The 15,111-nt window shown below is 50.5% G+C and carries 13 protein-coding genes and 1 tRNA gene; 6 read left to right on the forward strand and 8 right to left on the reverse strand.

Going from position 1 to position 15,111, the window contains the following annotated elements; translation table 11 throughout:
- Positions 1-41 precede the first annotated feature (41 nt).
- From QEH52_RS01140 to QEH52_RS01165, 6 genes are all read right to left on the reverse strand, one after another.
- Entirely contained in the window at positions 42-509 is a 468-nt protein-coding gene (locus QEH52_RS01140; protein ID WP_308948089.1) for a peptidylprolyl isomerase, read from the reverse strand.
- Between the two features lie 46 nt (positions 510-555).
- A complete protein-coding gene (gene cobA, locus QEH52_RS01145; protein ID WP_308948090.1) occupies positions 556-2,091 on the reverse strand; it encodes a uroporphyrinogen-III C-methyltransferase in 1,536 nt (511 codons plus the stop codon).
- A gap of 116 nt (positions 2,092-2,207) precedes the next feature.
- On the reverse strand, positions 2,208-3,062 hold the full coding sequence (gene hemC, locus QEH52_RS01150) for a hydroxymethylbilane synthase (protein WP_308948091.1): 855 nt from the start codon (positions 3,060-3,062) through the stop codon (positions 2,208-2,210).
- A 136-nt stretch (positions 3,063-3,198) separates the two neighbouring features.
- Positions 3,199-4,227 carry a ketol-acid reductoisomerase gene (gene ilvC / locus QEH52_RS01155; RefSeq protein ID WP_308948092.1) on the reverse strand — a complete coding sequence of 343 codons (1,029 nt, stop codon included), beginning with the start codon at positions 4,225-4,227 and terminating at the stop codon, positions 3,199-3,201.
- Between the two features lie 227 nt (positions 4,228-4,454).
- Positions 4,455-4,928 (reverse strand): acetolactate synthase small subunit, encoded by a 474-nt coding sequence (gene ilvN / locus QEH52_RS01160; protein WP_308948093.1) that lies wholly within the window; start codon positions 4,926-4,928, stop codon positions 4,455-4,457.
- 52 nt (positions 4,929-4,980) lie between these two features.
- Positions 4,981-5,057: transfer RNA gene (locus tag QEH52_RS01165), tRNA-Val, on the reverse strand.
- A 192-nt stretch (positions 5,058-5,249) separates the two neighbouring features.
- Between QEH52_RS01165 and QEH52_RS01170 the strand changes: the two genes are divergently transcribed.
- The 3 genes from QEH52_RS01170 to QEH52_RS01180 all read left to right on the forward strand — a co-directional run bounded on the left by QEH52_RS01170 (position 5,250) and on the right by QEH52_RS01180 (position 9,042).
- Complete coding sequence (locus tag QEH52_RS01170; protein WP_308948094.1) at positions 5,250-5,519, forward strand: hypothetical protein; 270 nt, start codon at positions 5,250-5,252, stop codon at positions 5,517-5,519.
- Positions 5,520-5,918 (forward strand): YdbL family probable chaperone protein, encoded by a 399-nt coding sequence (locus QEH52_RS01175; protein WP_308948095.1) that lies wholly within the window; start codon positions 5,520-5,522, stop codon positions 5,916-5,918. It abuts the gene before it with no gap.
- Positions 5,919-6,018: 100 nt separating this feature from the next.
- Positions 6,019-9,042, forward strand: a complete 3,024-nt coding sequence (locus QEH52_RS01180; protein ID WP_308948096.1) for an ATP-binding protein — start codon at positions 6,019-6,021, stop codon at positions 9,040-9,042.
- Positions 9,043-9,067: 25 nt separating this feature from the next.
- On the opposite strand, the gene QEH52_RS01185 is transcribed toward QEH52_RS01180, so the two are convergent.
- Positions 9,068-10,528 carry an amidohydrolase gene (locus tag QEH52_RS01185; RefSeq protein ID WP_308948097.1) on the reverse strand — a complete coding sequence of 487 codons (1,461 nt, stop codon included), beginning with the start codon at positions 10,526-10,528 and terminating at the stop codon, positions 9,068-9,070.
- 360 nt (positions 10,529-10,888) lie between these two features.
- Here QEH52_RS01185 and QEH52_RS01190 point away from each other — a divergent pair, with 360 nt between their 5' ends.
- From QEH52_RS01190 to rbsK, 3 genes are all read left to right on the forward strand, one after another.
- Positions 10,889-12,331 carry a sulfatase family protein gene (locus QEH52_RS01190; protein WP_308948098.1) on the forward strand — a complete coding sequence of 481 codons (1,443 nt, stop codon included), beginning with the start codon at positions 10,889-10,891 and terminating at the stop codon, positions 12,329-12,331.
- A gap of 120 nt (positions 12,332-12,451) precedes the next feature.
- A complete protein-coding gene (locus tag QEH52_RS01195; protein ID WP_308948099.1) occupies positions 12,452-13,348 on the forward strand; it encodes a nucleoside hydrolase in 897 nt (298 codons plus the stop codon).
- Positions 13,349-13,429: 81 nt separating this feature from the next.
- Complete coding sequence (gene rbsK / locus QEH52_RS01200) at positions 13,430-14,398, forward strand: ribokinase (protein WP_308948100.1); 969 nt, start codon at positions 13,430-13,432, stop codon at positions 14,396-14,398.
- 64 nt (positions 14,399-14,462) lie between these two features.
- Here the strand turns inward: rbsK and QEH52_RS01205 are convergent, their stop codons facing one another.
- Positions 14,463-15,023 (reverse strand): PEP-CTERM sorting domain-containing protein, encoded by a 561-nt coding sequence (locus tag QEH52_RS01205; RefSeq protein ID WP_308948101.1) that lies wholly within the window; start codon positions 15,021-15,023, stop codon positions 14,463-14,465.
- Positions 15,024-15,111 lie beyond the last annotated feature (88 nt).

Raw genomic sequence — 15,111 nt, forward strand, 5'->3', positions numbered from 1 at the left:
TTAAAAATCTGACTTCGGATTTTTGCCCTCCGTCTTCTGGACTACTCGCTGACTGTCGCAGAGATAATCTTTTGATCTTCGACTGGACGATCGCCTGCGCCTTTTTTGACTTTTTCTAATTTCTCAACGACATCCATGCCTTCCACCACTTCACCGAAGATGGTGTGATTCATGTGGAGCCAAGGTGTGGCTGCGGTTGTGATAAAGAATTGGCTGCCGTTGGTGCCGGGGCCTGCGTTGGCCATGGCCAAAATACCAGGCTTGTCAAAAGTGAGGTCGCGTGCGCACTCATCTTCGAAGTTTTTGCCCCAGATGGACTCGCCGCCGCGGCCAGTGCCTGTGGGGTCGCCGCCTTGGATCATGAATTGCTCGATGATGCGGTGGAAGATGACTCCGTTGTAGTAGCCGTTCTTACAGTGAGTGGTGAAGTTTTCGCAGGTCTTGGGAGCGACGTCGGCGAAAAGTTCGAATGTGATAGAACCTTGTGTGGTTTCGAGTGTGACTTTCATAGTATTGTGGTTTTGATTGAGATTATTGGGAGCGCGCGTGGCGGTTTTATTGTGCGTTGAGGGAACTGATCGTCTCGACGACGAAGTGCTCTAGGCTGGCTTGTGGCGCTTCGAAGGCAATCGGAAGTTTGAGTTCTTCGAGTGTTTTGGTGGTGAGTGGACCGATGCTGCCGAAGGCAGGCTTACGGGCGCCGGGTTCGAGTGTGAGGGCTGCGTGTTGCTCAACGAAGGACTTAACTGTGGAAGAACTGGTGAATAAGACCGCGTCGGCGCCTTCCTTGCGGAAGCGTTCGGCGGCAGGATTTTGGCTTAGGTCGGTTTTAGTTGTCTTGTAGAGCGGGAGTGTATCGACGATGGCACGGCCTTCGTCGGACTCTAGGCGCTTGACTAGGTTATCGCGGTTTTGGTTGCCAGTAATTACCAATATTTGTACGCTTTCGATCCCTTCATTTTCGATCAATTCGTCAGCCAGTGCGTCGGCATTTGCCTTCTGTGGGACCAGATCTACTTTGAGTTTGTGCTTTTTCACTTCACGTGCGGTGGCGGCGCCGACTGCTGCGATGCGCATCGGCCCGAGGCAACGAATGTCATCGTAGGCCTTATAAAATAGTTCGAAGAAATTCTTCACGCCATTGGCACTGGTGAAGATAATCCACTCATACACCGCGATGCCGGCAAAAATTTCGCTCAGTCGTTGCGGATCGAAATGTTGTTCCACGGAGATGAAGGGCAGTTCGATGACTTCGGCACCCTGGTCGCTTAGGATCTGGCTGAGTTGCCCCGCTTGTTCACGGGCACGTGTGACGACGATACGCTTGCCAAAGAGGGGGCGACCTTCGAACCATTCAGTCTTTGAGCGTTGGGCGACGACTTGTCCGATGATGATCATGGCGGGCGTGCCGATGCCGGATTGCTCGATATCTTCAAGAATACTGTCGATCGTGCCAAAGACAGACTTCTGGCGGCTGAGTGTGGCCCATTGAATGATGCCTACGGGCATATCACCCGACATGCCGCCAGCTTTGAGCTCTTTGATGATGCGCGGTAGTTGGCCCACGCCCATGTAGAGGCAAAGTGTGCCATTGGTTTGGCCATACAGTTTAAAATCAATGCTGAGGCTGTGCTTTTCGGGGTTCTCGTGTCCGGTGAGAAAAGTGATCGAAGAGCTGTAGTCGCGGTGGGAGAGGGGGATGCCTGCGTAAGCGGCGGCGGCGAGTGCGGCGGTCACACCGGGGACGATTTCGAAAGGAATCTTGTCGATTTGTAGTTCGCTGGCTTCTTCGCCCCCGCGCCCAAAGACAAAGGGGTCGCCGCCTTTGAGGCGTACGACTTGTAGGCCCTTGTTGGCACGGTCGACTAAGATCTCTTCGATTTCATCTTGTGGGATCGAGTGCATACCAGAGCGTTTGCCGACGTAGATTTTCTCTGCGTCTGTGCGGGCCCAATCCAGCAATTTTGGATTGGCGAGATAGTCGTAAACGATGACGTCTGCGAGCTCGATGAGTTCACGTGCGCGAACGGTGACTAGGCCAGGGTCGCCTGGACCTGCGCCGATGAGATATACTTTTCCTTGTTGAGACATGCTACGAAAATTAGAAATTGGGAATTAGGAATTGGGATCGGCTGCTTTAGCTGCCGCGTGGCTCTGAAAAAAAAGGAGGCGACTTAGCTGCTTGCAAGCAAGCAGGCTATAATTCGCTAGAGTTTGAGTGCCAGCATGATCGCATCCAGATCAGGCTCGATTTGATCCATTGTTTCGAGTTGGATTTCGAAATTCTGGTGCCCGACTTCGGGGTGATAGACGCGGAACAAGCCAGGCTTGTAATAGGCTCCGACTGGTATTTGGCAGCCGCTGCCGAGGCGTTTTAGGAAAGCTTTTTCGAAGGTGACGGCCAGTTTGGTCTGTGGGCAGAAGAGCTCTTGATAGTCGGCTAGGTCTTCGCTGCGACATTGCACGGCGATTGCGGCTTGGCCCGGTGCGGGTACCACCTGGTGCACGGGGAGTTCAATGAAATTTAATCCTTCGTGGGCCTCGATGGAGAGGCGATCCAGTCCGGCGGCTGCAAGTAGGCTGGCTTCGCATTCGCCGGCGGCGATTTTGCGTAAGCGGGTGCCGACATTGCCGCGTATAGTCGTCCATTCTGCGGATGGAAAGAGTTTGCCGATTTGCGCTCGGCGGCGCGGGCTGCTGGTGGCGATGCTGCGCGGAATCGGGCAGTCTTTGCGATGCACCAGCACGTCATTGACACGTGCGCGCGGTAAGTAGCCGGCGATGGCGAGCCCGTCGGGGCAGGTGGTGGGCATGTCCTTGGCGCTATGGATGGCTAGCCGTGCACGCTCGTTGAGTAGGGCGTCTTCCAGTTCTTTAGTAAAGAGGCCAATGCCGCCGCGTTTCTCTAACGACCAATTCAGGCGTTCGTCGACCTTAGTGGTCAGCTCTAGATTGGCAAATGACTGCGTGGGCAGTTGTTCCGCTAGGCGGGCACGTACCATTTCCGTTTGTTTGAGGGCAAGCGGACTTTTGCGAGTGGCGATGAGAATTGGATCGGACATTGTTTGAAGACGTCGTGACTGGGCAGGAGGCTTTTAAAGCGCGATGGGCGACAAGCGTGGAGCTTGTCACTACAAACTAAAAAAGCGGTCGTCAGTATATTCCGACGACCGCTTTGAATTTCAAATGTGAAATCGCTTAGTTGTAAGAAGCTTGTGTGCCCTTGATGTTGCGCTTCTTGACCCAAGGCATGAGTGAACGGAGGCGTTGACCAGTCTTCTCGATCTGGTGGTTTTGGCCGTCTTCGATGAACTGCTTGTATTTTGGCAGGCCATCTTTGTATTCCTTGACCCAGTTCTTTGTGAACTTGCCAGTTTGGATGTCCTTGAGGATCGCCTTCATCGCCTTCTTGGACTGTGCGTTGATCACGCGAGGACCAGAGATGTAGTCGCCCCATTCAGCAGTTTCAGAGATGGAGAAACGCATACCGGAGATACCAGACTCAACCATAAGGTCGACGATTAGCTTCAACTCGTGCAAGCACTCGAAGTAAGCCATTTCTGGTTGGTAGCCTGCTTCGACCAAAGTTTCGAAACCAGCCATGACGAGTGCGGAAGCACCACCACAAAGGACGGCTTGCTCACCGAAGAGGTCAGTTTCACACTCTTCTTTGAAAGTTGTTTCGATCACGCCGGCACGTGTGCCGCCTACGCCCTTGGCCCATGCCAAGGCTACCTTCTTGGCATCTTTAGAAGAGCCTTCGTTGATTGCAATCAGTGCTGGGACGCCCTTGCCCTCGACATATTGGCTGCGAACCACGTGGCCAGGGCCCTTAGGTGCGACCATGATGACATCGATGCCCTTAGGAGCTTCGATGAGGCCGAAGTGAATTGCGAGACCGTGTGTGAATGCAAGTGTCTTGCCTTCTGTCAGGTTTGGAAGGATGTCGTTTTCGTAAACTTCAGCCTGCTTCATGTCGGGCACTGCGATCATGATGACGTCAGCACGTTCGACGGCTTCCGCAGTTTCGAATACCTCGAAGCCTTGTTTGCGGGCTACGGCGGCAGATTTGCTCTTCTTATAGAGACCAATGATCACATTCAGACCGCTGTCCTTGAGATTTTGGGCGTGTGCGTGGCCCTGAGAACCGTAGCCGATGATGGCGAGGGTCTTCTTTTTGATAACTCGTAGGTCGGCGTCTTTATCTGTATAGACTTTAGCAGGCATATTTATCGTTGATTGTGGAAGTCGATGACTCCCTGGTTAATGAAAAACTTAAGTGTGGTATTGAGGGATGGCTGAAATGTGCGGTGACGTGCGTGAGTTCGGCAATAAAAAACCGAAAAGTGTGCCTTTAAGTTTCCAAATTACATAGGTGAAACAGCTAAGAGCAGCTTGCAGCTAAGAGCAGCTCGCAAGTCAGAAGCAAGAAGAACCAAGGGCGCAGAGTTCATTTAGCCACGTTTGAGGGCAAGATTACCAGTGCGTGCCATTTCGACGATTCCATAGGGCTCGATTAGATTGAGGAAGGCTGTTACCTTGCTGGCATTGCCTGTCATCTCGATGTTCACACTTTCGGGGGCGACGTCGATAATCTTAGCGCGGAAGATATCACATACTTGGACCACTTCAGTGCGTTGATTTGCTGTGGCGCTGACTTTTAGCATCACAAGCTCGCGCTCTGTGGCTTGTCCGTCAGAAAACTCTGTGACCTCTAAGACGTTGATCAACTTGTTGACTTGTTTGATCGCTTGGTCGAGTGCTTCGCTATCTCCGATAATCGTGGCCGTGATGCGCGAAAGCTTGTTGTCAATCATGGGGCCCACATTCAGTGTCTCGATATTGAATCCGCGACCGCTGAACATTCCAGCAATGCGAGCGAGAACTCCAAATTTATTTTCGACAAGAATTGAGATGATGTGACGCATAATAGAAGAACGGGGATTAATTGCTTAATCCCCGGTTCGACGTTTTAAAAAATGGTAGACGGTGAGGGATTCGAACCCACGACCCCCTCGGTGTAAACGAGGTGCTCTAACCAGCTGAGCTAACCGTCCTCTAGATTTGAGAAAGCGAACAAAGTGCGGCTTGATCGGCCTGAATCAAGCCTATTTTTTAACTTTTTTGAATTTTCTTCAGAATTCAATTCGAAGAAGGATTGCCAACAGTCGACTGACTAGGTCTAATGCGGACTTGTGAATACGATACCCTGCAAACGAACTCTATCGCGTCCCGCGAGGTCTACACAGATGCTTGCACCGCTCTTAATCGGGGCTTGTTGTGTGGCCAGTCAAATGACCACGGGCTGTGTGTCCGTGAAGACGGAACACCGCATTGAGCCGATCCAAATCACAATGGATGTGAATGTGCGCTTGGAGCGCGAACTAGAAGAGTCCTTTGCGGAGCTAGATGCTCGCTCGCGCGAGATTGCTGCCAAGCATTCGGGCGAGCGTGGTGATTTTGACGATTTTGACGAATTGGATGGGATGGGTGTCACTGATGAGAAAGGATCCGAGTAAATGAACATTTATAAGAAAATAGTGAACTGCCTATTGTTAGGCTTAATCAGTTTGTTTTGTGCACAAGTGCCGCTGTCGGCGAATACAGTAACTTCCAGCGAAAAAGCCCTACGGGCGACGATGGGGGAGCGCTTGCCCGCCTTGATGGAGTTGAAATTGAGTGGTTTGGTGGGCGAAACGAATCTGGGCTTGGTTGAGGCTCGTGGCTCAATTTCGCTTGAGCAGCGCCGCCTCTTGTCGGACGAGAACCAAGATCGTCTGGCCTATTACAAATTAATATCCACTCGCTTAGGCGTTTCTATTTCGACGGTGCAACGCAAGCGCGCCGAGCAGATTCGTAAGAAATCTCCTAGAGGGGTTTGGATCGAATCACAGTCTGGGGAGTGGCAACGTAATTAGTTTTGTTGTGGAGTGTTCTTGGCCGAATCTTAGAGCTTTTTTAGGTTCCCCTTGTTTGGCATTATTTTATAGTCGTATTTGAATACGTCCGACCTGTTGAATGAAGAATCATACCCTGCGTTTTGCTCTGAAGTTCTTGTGCTCCGCAATCGCAGTGGCTTTTGCTGCTCAGATTACCGTGGCACTTGCCGATCTTCGTTTTGGTGATCACATCCGGCAGATTGCGCCCGTATTTGGCGTCGCGATTGCCATCGTTTTGCTTGGGGGGTATCGTTATCTGGCGGCCGTATTTGTCGGTGCGTTACTGCCGTCGACTTTTGAAGAACAGCAGTATCTGTTGTTATTCAGTATGCCATTTTCGGTAACTTTGACAGCGGCCTTGGCTTATCGAGCCCTTGCTTTGCTGGAGGTTGAGTTGCAGATGGAACGTATACGTGATGCTCTGTGTGTAATTTTTGTTGGGCTGGTGCTAAGCACTTTGTTGGGGGCCTTAGTGCAGACCTTATTTTTAAGTCGAGCCTGGAACCTGATAGTTTGGGACGAATTTTTGCATTTGTTCCTCACTAATTGGCTCTCTGCTGCAGTGGGTGCAATTATCGTGACACCTTTTATACTCACATGGTTTAAGCCTGCAGGTTTTCGGCTTACAGGCTATCAAGGTGTGGAAGTTTGCCTCTGGTTTTTGGCTTTGTTGACTTTTGGGCATGTGACTTTTCAAAATTGGGCGCCGACGGATACCTTGCTCTATCCTATGGAATTAGCGATTTTTCCGATCATGGCGTGGTCCGCTATTCGATTTGGCTTACGTGGCGCATCAGCGGGTGTGCTGGCATTGGCATTGCTGGCTGGATGGGAGATTGTCGCTATTTTATCCGGGACCGGGAATGGTATGAGCCAGAGCCCTGCGAATGTTTGGATTTTTGTCGGTATTGTTTCGGCAACTTCAATATGCTTGGCTGCCGTGATGACGGAGCTACGGATGCGAGAGTCACAAATTCTGGAAAATGAAACGCGCCTGAGTGCATTTACAGAAGCACTTCCAGATATTGCCTTTGTTTTAACAAGAACTGGAAAGATTCGCGATATCTTTGCTGGAAGTGCCCGTATTGAAGCGAATCACCGCATCGTGTCGGCTGAGCGAGCGGTTGGCCGTAATATTGCTGATATTTTTGAGCCGGAGGTTTGTCGTGGTTTTTTAGATACAATCGAGAAGACCATTTTGAGTAACGAAATTCGTAAGCACGAGTATTCGTTGATGTCAGCCGATGTCGGGACACATGTTTTCGAGGCACGTGTGACGCCTATGCGTCGCTCTGTTGGCGGAGCATCCAGTGTGGTATGGGTTGCTTATGATATTAGTGAGCGAAAAGTTGCGGAACTTGCGATCCGTGATCGAGATCGGATTTTACGAGCGACGGCACGTGCCAATAATAATCTGTTGACGACTCAAGACGTCGGTCAGGCTGTGGAAGCTGCGATGCGTGAAGTTGGGCAGGCATTAGATGTGGAGCGTGGTTTTATATTTGAGATTTCAGATCGCACACATGAGGCATTCCAAAGCTTCTGTATCAAGCATGAGTGGCGTGTGGATGAAAGTTCTCCTAAGATGGTGGGAGAGTCGCTTTATCAAGATTCTCCTCTGGAGGAATTTTGTCCTGGTTGGTATCAAATATTAGCGGCAGGGCGGCATATTCAAATTGATGGTCTGCGCAAAGAGCGTCAGTCGATGGATATTTTGAGACATTTCAATAGCCGGTCTATGTTGGTGGTGCCCATGTGGATGGAGGGCAAACTCTACGGCTTTTTTGGAGTGGATCATTGTAGTCGTGCGCATGAATGGAGTGATGGCGAAATTTATGCAGTCCGGGTGTTGTCGACTAGTTTGTCGGGCTTGATCCTGATCCGGGAGCAGGAAAAATTGTTGCGTGCTGCGAAGGAAACTGCGGATGCAGCAAGTTCGGCCAAAGGTGAGTTTCTTGCAATTATGAGTCATGAAATTCGGACGCCGATGAATGCGATCGTCGGTTATACTGACTTGCTGGCGCAAACAGATCTCTCAGAGGTGCAGAGCGAGCATGCTGCTATCATCAAGCGTAGCGGTCGTGCTTTGTTAGATCTAATCAACAATATCTTAGATTACTCTAAAATAGAGTCACGCGCACTGGAGCTAGAGACGGGCGATTTCGATCTGGAGCAGGTGGTTTGCGAGTCGCTTGAAAGCATTTTAGTGACTGCGAAAAGTAAGGGGATCAAAGTTGATTATGACATTGATGACGCGGTACAGGAAACTTACCTTGGAGATGCGCACCGCATCCGGCAGGTACTCTTAAACCTTGCGAATAATGCAGTTAAATTTACCGAATCAGGTGAGATCATCATACGAATAGAGGTGCAACCTTCGGGGGAGGATTTGTCTTATGATCGATTGCATTTTGAGGTTAAAGATACTGGTTGTGGCATAGCTAAAGACAAATTCGAGCGACTCTTTCGAGCTTTTAGCCAAGTCGATTCTTCCACTACACGAGTGTATGGTGGTAGCGGTCTCGGCTTAATTATTTCAAAGCGCTTGATCGAACGAATGGATGGTAGGATTTGGGTGGAAAGTGAGGTGGGGGTTGGCAGTCAATTTCATTTTGAGATTCAATTGTTGCGGACTGATCATGAAGTGCGTACGCGAGTGCCCTTCGATACTGCAAACGAGAGCGACGATAGTTTAGAAGTGAGCTTCGCTGCCACCTATCCCTTGCGTCTCCTTCTGTGTGAAGACGACAAGGACAATCGTTGGGTGATTCGTGAGTTGCTCGAAATGCTTGGTTATCGCCCGAATGTTGTTGAATCCGGCGAAGATGCTTTAGAGCAATTGAAGCATCGTGCCTATGATGCGGTGCTGATGGATGTGCGCTTGCCAGGCCTGAGTGGTCTCGAATTGACTCAAGCTATCCGCAGCGGTGCCGAGAAAATAGAGAAAGATGATCAGTATATCATTGCCGTGACTGCATATGCGATGAATGAGGATCGTGAAAAGTGTCTCGCCGCGGGTATGAACGACTATATCCGCAAGCCTGTGGAGATTATTGAGCTCAAGGATGCGCTTCGTCGCGCCTCGCAGAGCCGTTCTGCATGATCGTTCTGAAGGTCTGAATGCTCGCTTATTTACGGTAGTCGAGTGGAGGATCTCGGTCTCCCAATAGTGGCACATATTTAAAGTCTTCGCCGCGATCTGCCTCCCATTCTTCGCGTGCGGCTGCGATCAAATCCGGGTTTTGCATGAGTTCGGCCGCGGTCATTGCGAGCACTTTGGACGCATTGAGCATGCCTTTGTGAGCGATACTAGAGCCACCAGCTGCTACGGCTTGCCAAGTGTGGAGGTAAGAGCCTGGAATGAGGCAGGCTGTCGTTAGCCCAGCTGTGGGTACTTGCCAGGAGACGTCGCCCACATCACTGGAAGCACGACCTGCGGACGGAACGAAGGGTCTGATCTGCTCTTGTGAGCCGAGCTTAGCGTCAGGTTTATAAAGCGTCGTGTAGAGCTCTTCGGCGAACTTTTGCTCATCGGCATTGTAAGTCACTCCACCGACTTCGACTAGATTGTTGTAGGTGATCTGCGATAGGGTGGTGTTGGGTAATATATTGTAGGAGCCATTGATCACCTCAAAATCCATCTTGGTTTCGGTGCCCATGGCCGCGGCTTGAGCAGTCAGCACCAGGCGGTCAAATAACTCTTGTACGGTTTTGAAGTCAGGATGCCGGATGTAGTAAAAGACTTCGGCGAACTCGGGTACGACATTGGGTGCTTCGCCGCCCTGAGTAATCACGTAGTGAATGCGCGATGATTCCGGCACGTGCTCACGCATCAGGTTTGCCATGAAATTCATCGCCTCGACTGCGTCCAAGGCTGAACGCCCTTTTTCTGGCGATAAGGCCGCATGAGCGGGAATGCCATGAAAACGAAATTTAGCCCCTTTATTTGCATTGGTTGAGCGGGGGGATGCATCATTAAAACCAGCTGGATGCCAGTGTAGCATGACATCGACATCGTCGAATACTCCTGAGCGTGCCATATATACTTTGCCCGCGCCGCCTTCTTCCGCAGGTGTTCCATAGAAGCGTATGGTGCCGGAGAGCGTGCCATTGGCAATTTGTTCTTTGATCGCTTTAGCGGCAGCCCAAGAGCCCGCTGCGAACAGATTGTGACCGCAGGCATGCCCCGCGCCCCCCTTGATATGTGCCTCGCGGTGCTGCGAGACCTTTTGAGAGAGCCCAGGCAGCGCATCGAATTCGCCTAGGATGCCGATGATCGGTTGGCCCGAGCCATAACTCGCAACGAAGGCTGTGGGAATGTCGGCCACGGCTGTCTCGACTGTGAACCCTGCCTCTTTTGCCTTTTGTTGTAGCAACTTAGAGCTTTCAAATTCTTGGTAGCCCAGCTCAGCTAAATCCCAAATAGTTTGCGCGATTTCGATGCTTTCTTCTGCATCGCGGTCGATGGATGCCTGTAGTTTGTTCTTCACTTCATTTGCATTGCTGGTCGGAAATGCCACGAGGCAGCATAAGAGTGTGCAGCAGCTGAACTTAATGTGGCTGAAAGGTGTGCTTTTTTTCATAGTCATGCGTGTCTGGCCTTAATTGAGGACACAGTTGTGAGCATGTGTTATGCCGATCGAGCTGCTTGAGGTAGTTTGTATTCAGTTTTAGGCGACAGTTTCTTTAAGCTGACGACAGTGGATGCCGGCACTCGGAATGACGATTTTTGCAATCGGCTTCCTGTCGCTACTTTGAACTTAATCCACTTTGATACGAAGTGCTTTGCCAAACATCATCGTGGATTATAGTCTTGCAGCCCAATTCAATGGATCACTTGCTAAGGGTATTGCGTTTGCTTTTTTAAGGTGCCAGCCGTTGTTTTTTACCGCTTGGTTTTCCTTTGACGTAGCCAATTGCTTGAGCTGTTCCATTAGAAAAATACTTGTATGCCCCCGAATACGAAGAAACCAAATGTTCTGTTTATACTCGCCGACGACATGGGCGCTTGGGCCATGGCTTGTGCGGGGAATTCTGAAGTCCGCACTCCGAACTTGGATCGTATTGCTGCGCGTGGCATGCGCATGGAGAATGCTTTTTGTGTCTCTCCCGTTTGTTCGCCTGCACGGGCCTCGTTGTTGACGGGCATGATTCCCTCACAACATGGAGTGCATGATTGGATTTGTCGGGGTAATTCGCCTAGCGAGTCCTCTGATGGGGCAATTATTGATTACCTTGATTCGCGTGAAACCTATACAGAAATTCTTGCGCGAAATGGTTATGAATGTGCCTTGTCTGGAAAGTGGCACTTAGGCAATGCAGTGGAGTTACATTCCGGACATCACTATTGGCGTGTGCATGCGCGTGGTGGTGGACCTTACTATAATGCGCCGATGATTCGCGAAGGCGCTGAGATACATGAACCTGCTTATGTGACTAATGTGATCACGGAGCATGCGCTTGAATTCTTAGCTGTTCGCGATACGCAGAAGCCCTTTTACTTGGGGGTTCATTACACTGCGCCACATAGCCCATGGGAGCGGGAAGAACATCCGCCGGAGTTTTTTGATCCTTATTTCAATGACTGTGCGTTCGATTCGGTGCCCGATCTACCAATGCACCCTTGGCAGATTAATACGGCTACTTTCGGAAGCACGCCTGAGAAGCGTCGTGAATTATTGAGTGGCTATTACGCCGCTATTACGGCAATGGATTCTGATGTTGGGCGTATTTTGGATCGCTTGGAGCAGCAACAATTATTGGAGAATACTTTAATTGTTTTTACCAGTGATAACGGCATGAATATGGGGCATCATGGCATATATGGTAAGGGGAACGGCACCTACCCTCAGAATATGTATGACAGTTCGGTAAAGGTGCCTTTTTTGGTGGCGCATGGCGATCGGATTGGCCAGGGGCGGGCGCAGGCAGCCTTATTCAGTCACTACGATTTTATGCCGACACTTTTGGACTATCTTGGTTTGGAGTCAGACACTCCAGCGGATTTGCCGGGGCGCTCGAGGTTGAATCTTTGGAGTGGGGGGACTGAAGTGCAAGATGCACCCTTGTTCGTCTTCGATGAATATGGGGCCGTGCAAATGATTCGAACAAGTAGTTGGAAGTATGTACATCGCTATCAAAAAGGGCCGAATGAGCTCTACGATTTATGCCAAGATCCCGATGAAACAAGTAATTTGTTGGAGCCGGCCGCCAGTCATCCGATGGCGGAAGAATTACGTGTTCAGATGCAGGCGTGGTTCGAGAATTATGCCGATGAAGCCCTGGATGGGCGTAAGCTCAAAGTTTATGGTCGCGGTCAAAGAGAAGACTTGCGCTTGTCTGCCGATGATTGGTTTAAATCTGATTACGTCTATTTATCGAAGGGAAGCTAGGCTCGCCTATAACGCAGTACTGCTGCGTTTGTGAAATGGACCAGTGACGGCACATTTTTTCGATTCTGATTAGGCTTCTTTGTGTGTTTTAAGCAGTTGATTACTTTACAAATAATAAGGATGGAACGAGCCACTTTACTTGAACTGCCCACTGGGCGCGTGCGCGCGGTGTTGGATACCGATGCGTATAACGAAATTGATGATCAGTTTGCGATCGTTTATGCCATGCTAGCTCCAGAGAGTATCGAATTGGAAGCGATTTATGCTGCACCATTTTTGAACAATCGCTCGCAAAGTGCCGCGGATGGTATGGAGAAAAGCTACGACGAAATTCAACGCATCCTTGAATTGATGAAGTCTACGGATTGTATGCCGATTTTTCGAGGATCCGAAGCTTTTTTAGCTGATCAAGCCGAGCCTGTGTTAACGGCTGCGGTGCAGGATCTGATTGAGCGTGCACGGCAGCGTGATAAAGGTCCGCTTTACGTCATGGCAATCGCAGCCATCACTAATGTGGCTACTGCCTTATTGTTGGCGCCGGACATTATCGATAATATCGTCGTACTGTGGTTGGGCGGGCATGCTGATTACTGGCCACACAATCGGGAGTTTAACTTTCAGCAAGACATCCCTGCGGTTCAGGCCTTGCTGGACTCGAATTGTGCTCTTTTTCGTGTGCCTTGCGTCCCAGTTGCGGATCATCTGCAAATCTCACCTTATGAGCTGGAGTATTATCTGTCGGGCAAAGGTCCGCTGGCGGAATACCTCTGCAAAATATTCCAAGACTATCGGGAGCACGAGGGCGCATGGACGAAAGTTATCTGGGATATCGCAGTCGTGGCTTGGTTGGTGAATCCAGATTTCGTCCCGAGTGCGGTGGCAGGCATGCCGGCCCTGCGAGCAGATGGCACATGGCAGCAAGTTGAAGGACGCACAGAGATTCGTAGCGCAATGCAAGTGCGGCGTGATCCGATTTTTACTGACCTATTTACACGTATTTCGCGTGCGGGCTTATAAACTCGGGCATGATTTTATTCGCCTGGTTCAGATAGACTGTTCGTGTCTTTACTATCTTGAGCTTTATCATACTAAAAGAGAATGAGCCCTAAGATTACAGTCATTGGTAGCGCGAATATTGATTACATCATGCAAATGGAGCATTTGCCCAGTCCGGGTGAAACGGTCACGGATGGTACATTTGCTCAAGCTTTTGGAGGCAAGGGAGCCAATCAGGCGCTCGCTGCAGCTCAAGCGGGAGCGAAGGTGAGTTTTGTGGGCGCCTTGGGCCACGATCAGACAGCGCTCGATTACAAGCAAAGCCTCGAGGCGCATGGCATTGATTGCTCGCAGCTTTCGCTCGAAGATGAATGGCCCAGTGGGAGCGCGTTTGTGATGATTGATCGTCAGGGGAACAACTGTATCAGTGTGGCTGCGGGGGCGAATGCGGCACTTTCTCCAGAGCGTGTGCATGCGGTCGAGGCGTTGATGTTACAGAGTGACTGGATTATTTTACAGCAAGAGATTCCACAAGTGAGCAATCAAGCGGTGCTGGCCTTTGCGAGGGAACACGGACTGCCTGTATTGCTGAATTATGCACCCGCCCATGACCTTAGCTTACATTTAGACGCGGCAGTGCATGGACTCGTGGTGAACGAAATCGAGGCGGCCGATCTCTTGGACCAAAGCTTTGAGCCTGGAGATCGCGAGGCCGTGCTCAAACTCGCCGAGGCATTGCGTCGGCGAGGAGGGCACCGATTTGTCGCGATTACTTTGGGCGCGCACGGAGTGGTGCTGTCTGATGCCGCTGATTGTACTTATTTGCCCGCCTTTGAAGTCGATGCGGTGGATGCCACGGCGGCTGGTGATACCTTTTGCGGGGCGCTTGCGTTGGCACTCGGAGAGGGCCAGTCGCTTCCCAACGCGGGACGCTTTGCATCGGCTGCCTCCGCACTGGCGGTGACTCAGCTCGGTGCTCAGAGCTCTATTCCGACACGTCAAGCGATTGACGCTTTTTTACTGTCTCAAAAGGGAACGGATGCTGAGGGGGCGTCAGACACGCGCTGTTAAAGTAAAAAGCCGTTGCAATCGTAGCAACGGCTTTCGTTCGGGCTTATTGAGCTATTAATTCTATCTATGCGCTGCGGCGTTTAAGCGCAACAAAGGCGAGGCCTAAACAACCAGCGATCAAGGCGTAGGTGCCTGGCTCTGGAACAATGGTAAAGTCGGCGGTATAGTCGAATCCGCCGTTGTTTAAGAAGATGTTACCCGCTGTGTCTACACCATTTGTGTAGCCTTCGAAGTAGGCTGCAAAGGTGTGAGAGCCTTGTGCTAGGGCGCCGATACCATTGTTGGTGACTAGGTCTTGGGTGGAGGAGGTGATGACCCAGTTGCGATCATTACCAACTTTAGCAGGCGCAGGAGTCAGCTGGATTTGGTGCGTATTGTCGAAGCCGTCCACAGTCCAATGCATAGTCATGTGAGTGATTTCAGATCCATTGTCTTCAAATGTGTTCAAGTTGAAGCCTTGAATCTGGAAAACTGCCGATTGGTCGATATTGCCAAATGATGTGAGGGATGCAGTGTCTAAGGTGTCACCGTCTACAGTAATCGAAGTTGTTCCGAAGTAGCCTGTTGCCGCATTGAGTGAAATCGCAGCCAACAAGCTGGAGGCGAAGAGAATGGGTTTTTTCATGATGTGTATGAGTTAATATTTGGGTATTTCTAGGTGAAAACGCCTAGATCATTAACAAATTCTTAACTTTTAAAAATAAAACGCAGTT

Origin of the sequence: Thalassobacterium maritimum (assembly GCF_031127805.1) — a bacterium.
Lineage (GTDB): Bacteria > Verrucomicrobiota > Verrucomicrobiia > Opitutales > Coraliomargaritaceae > Thalassobacterium > Thalassobacterium maritimum.

What these genes read in the sequence shown, in the direction of transcription:
- QEH52_RS01140 (WP_308948089.1), bottom strand. Translation starts at nt 509, where the DNA reads ATGAAAGTCACACTCGAAACCACACAAGGTTCTATCACATTCGAACTT.
- cobA (WP_308948090.1), bottom strand. Translation starts at nt 2,091, where the DNA reads ATGTCTCAACAAGGAAAAGTATATCTCATCGGCGCAGGTCCAGGCGAC.
- hemC (WP_308948091.1), bottom strand. Translation starts at nt 3,062, where the DNA reads ATGTCCGATCCAATTCTCATCGCCACTCGCAAAAGTCCGCTTGCCCTC.
- ilvC (WP_308948092.1), bottom strand. Translation starts at nt 4,227, where the DNA reads ATGCCTGCTAAAGTCTATACAGATAAAGACGCCGACCTACGAGTTATC.
- ilvN (WP_308948093.1), bottom strand. Translation starts at nt 4,928, where the DNA reads ATGCGTCACATCATCTCAATTCTTGTCGAAAATAAATTTGGAGTTCTC.
- QEH52_RS01170 (WP_308948094.1), top strand. Translation starts at nt 5,250, where the DNA reads ATGCTTGCACCGCTCTTAATCGGGGCTTGTTGTGTGGCCAGTCAAATG.
- QEH52_RS01175 (WP_308948095.1), top strand. Translation starts at nt 5,520, where the DNA reads ATGAACATTTATAAGAAAATAGTGAACTGCCTATTGTTAGGCTTAATC.
- QEH52_RS01180 (WP_308948096.1), top strand. Translation starts at nt 6,019, where the DNA reads ATGAAGAATCATACCCTGCGTTTTGCTCTGAAGTTCTTGTGCTCCGCA.
- QEH52_RS01185 (WP_308948097.1), bottom strand. Translation starts at nt 10,528, where the DNA reads ATGACTATGAAAAAAAGCACACCTTTCAGCCACATTAAGTTCAGCTGC.
- QEH52_RS01190 (WP_308948098.1), top strand. Translation starts at nt 10,889, where the DNA reads ATGCCCCCGAATACGAAGAAACCAAATGTTCTGTTTATACTCGCCGAC.
- QEH52_RS01195 (WP_308948099.1), top strand. Translation starts at nt 12,452, where the DNA reads ATGGAACGAGCCACTTTACTTGAACTGCCCACTGGGCGCGTGCGCGCG.
- rbsK (WP_308948100.1), top strand. Translation starts at nt 13,430, where the DNA reads ATGAGCCCTAAGATTACAGTCATTGGTAGCGCGAATATTGATTACATC.
- QEH52_RS01205 (WP_308948101.1), bottom strand. Translation starts at nt 15,023, where the DNA reads ATGAAAAAACCCATTCTCTTCGCCTCCAGCTTGTTGGCTGCGATTTCA.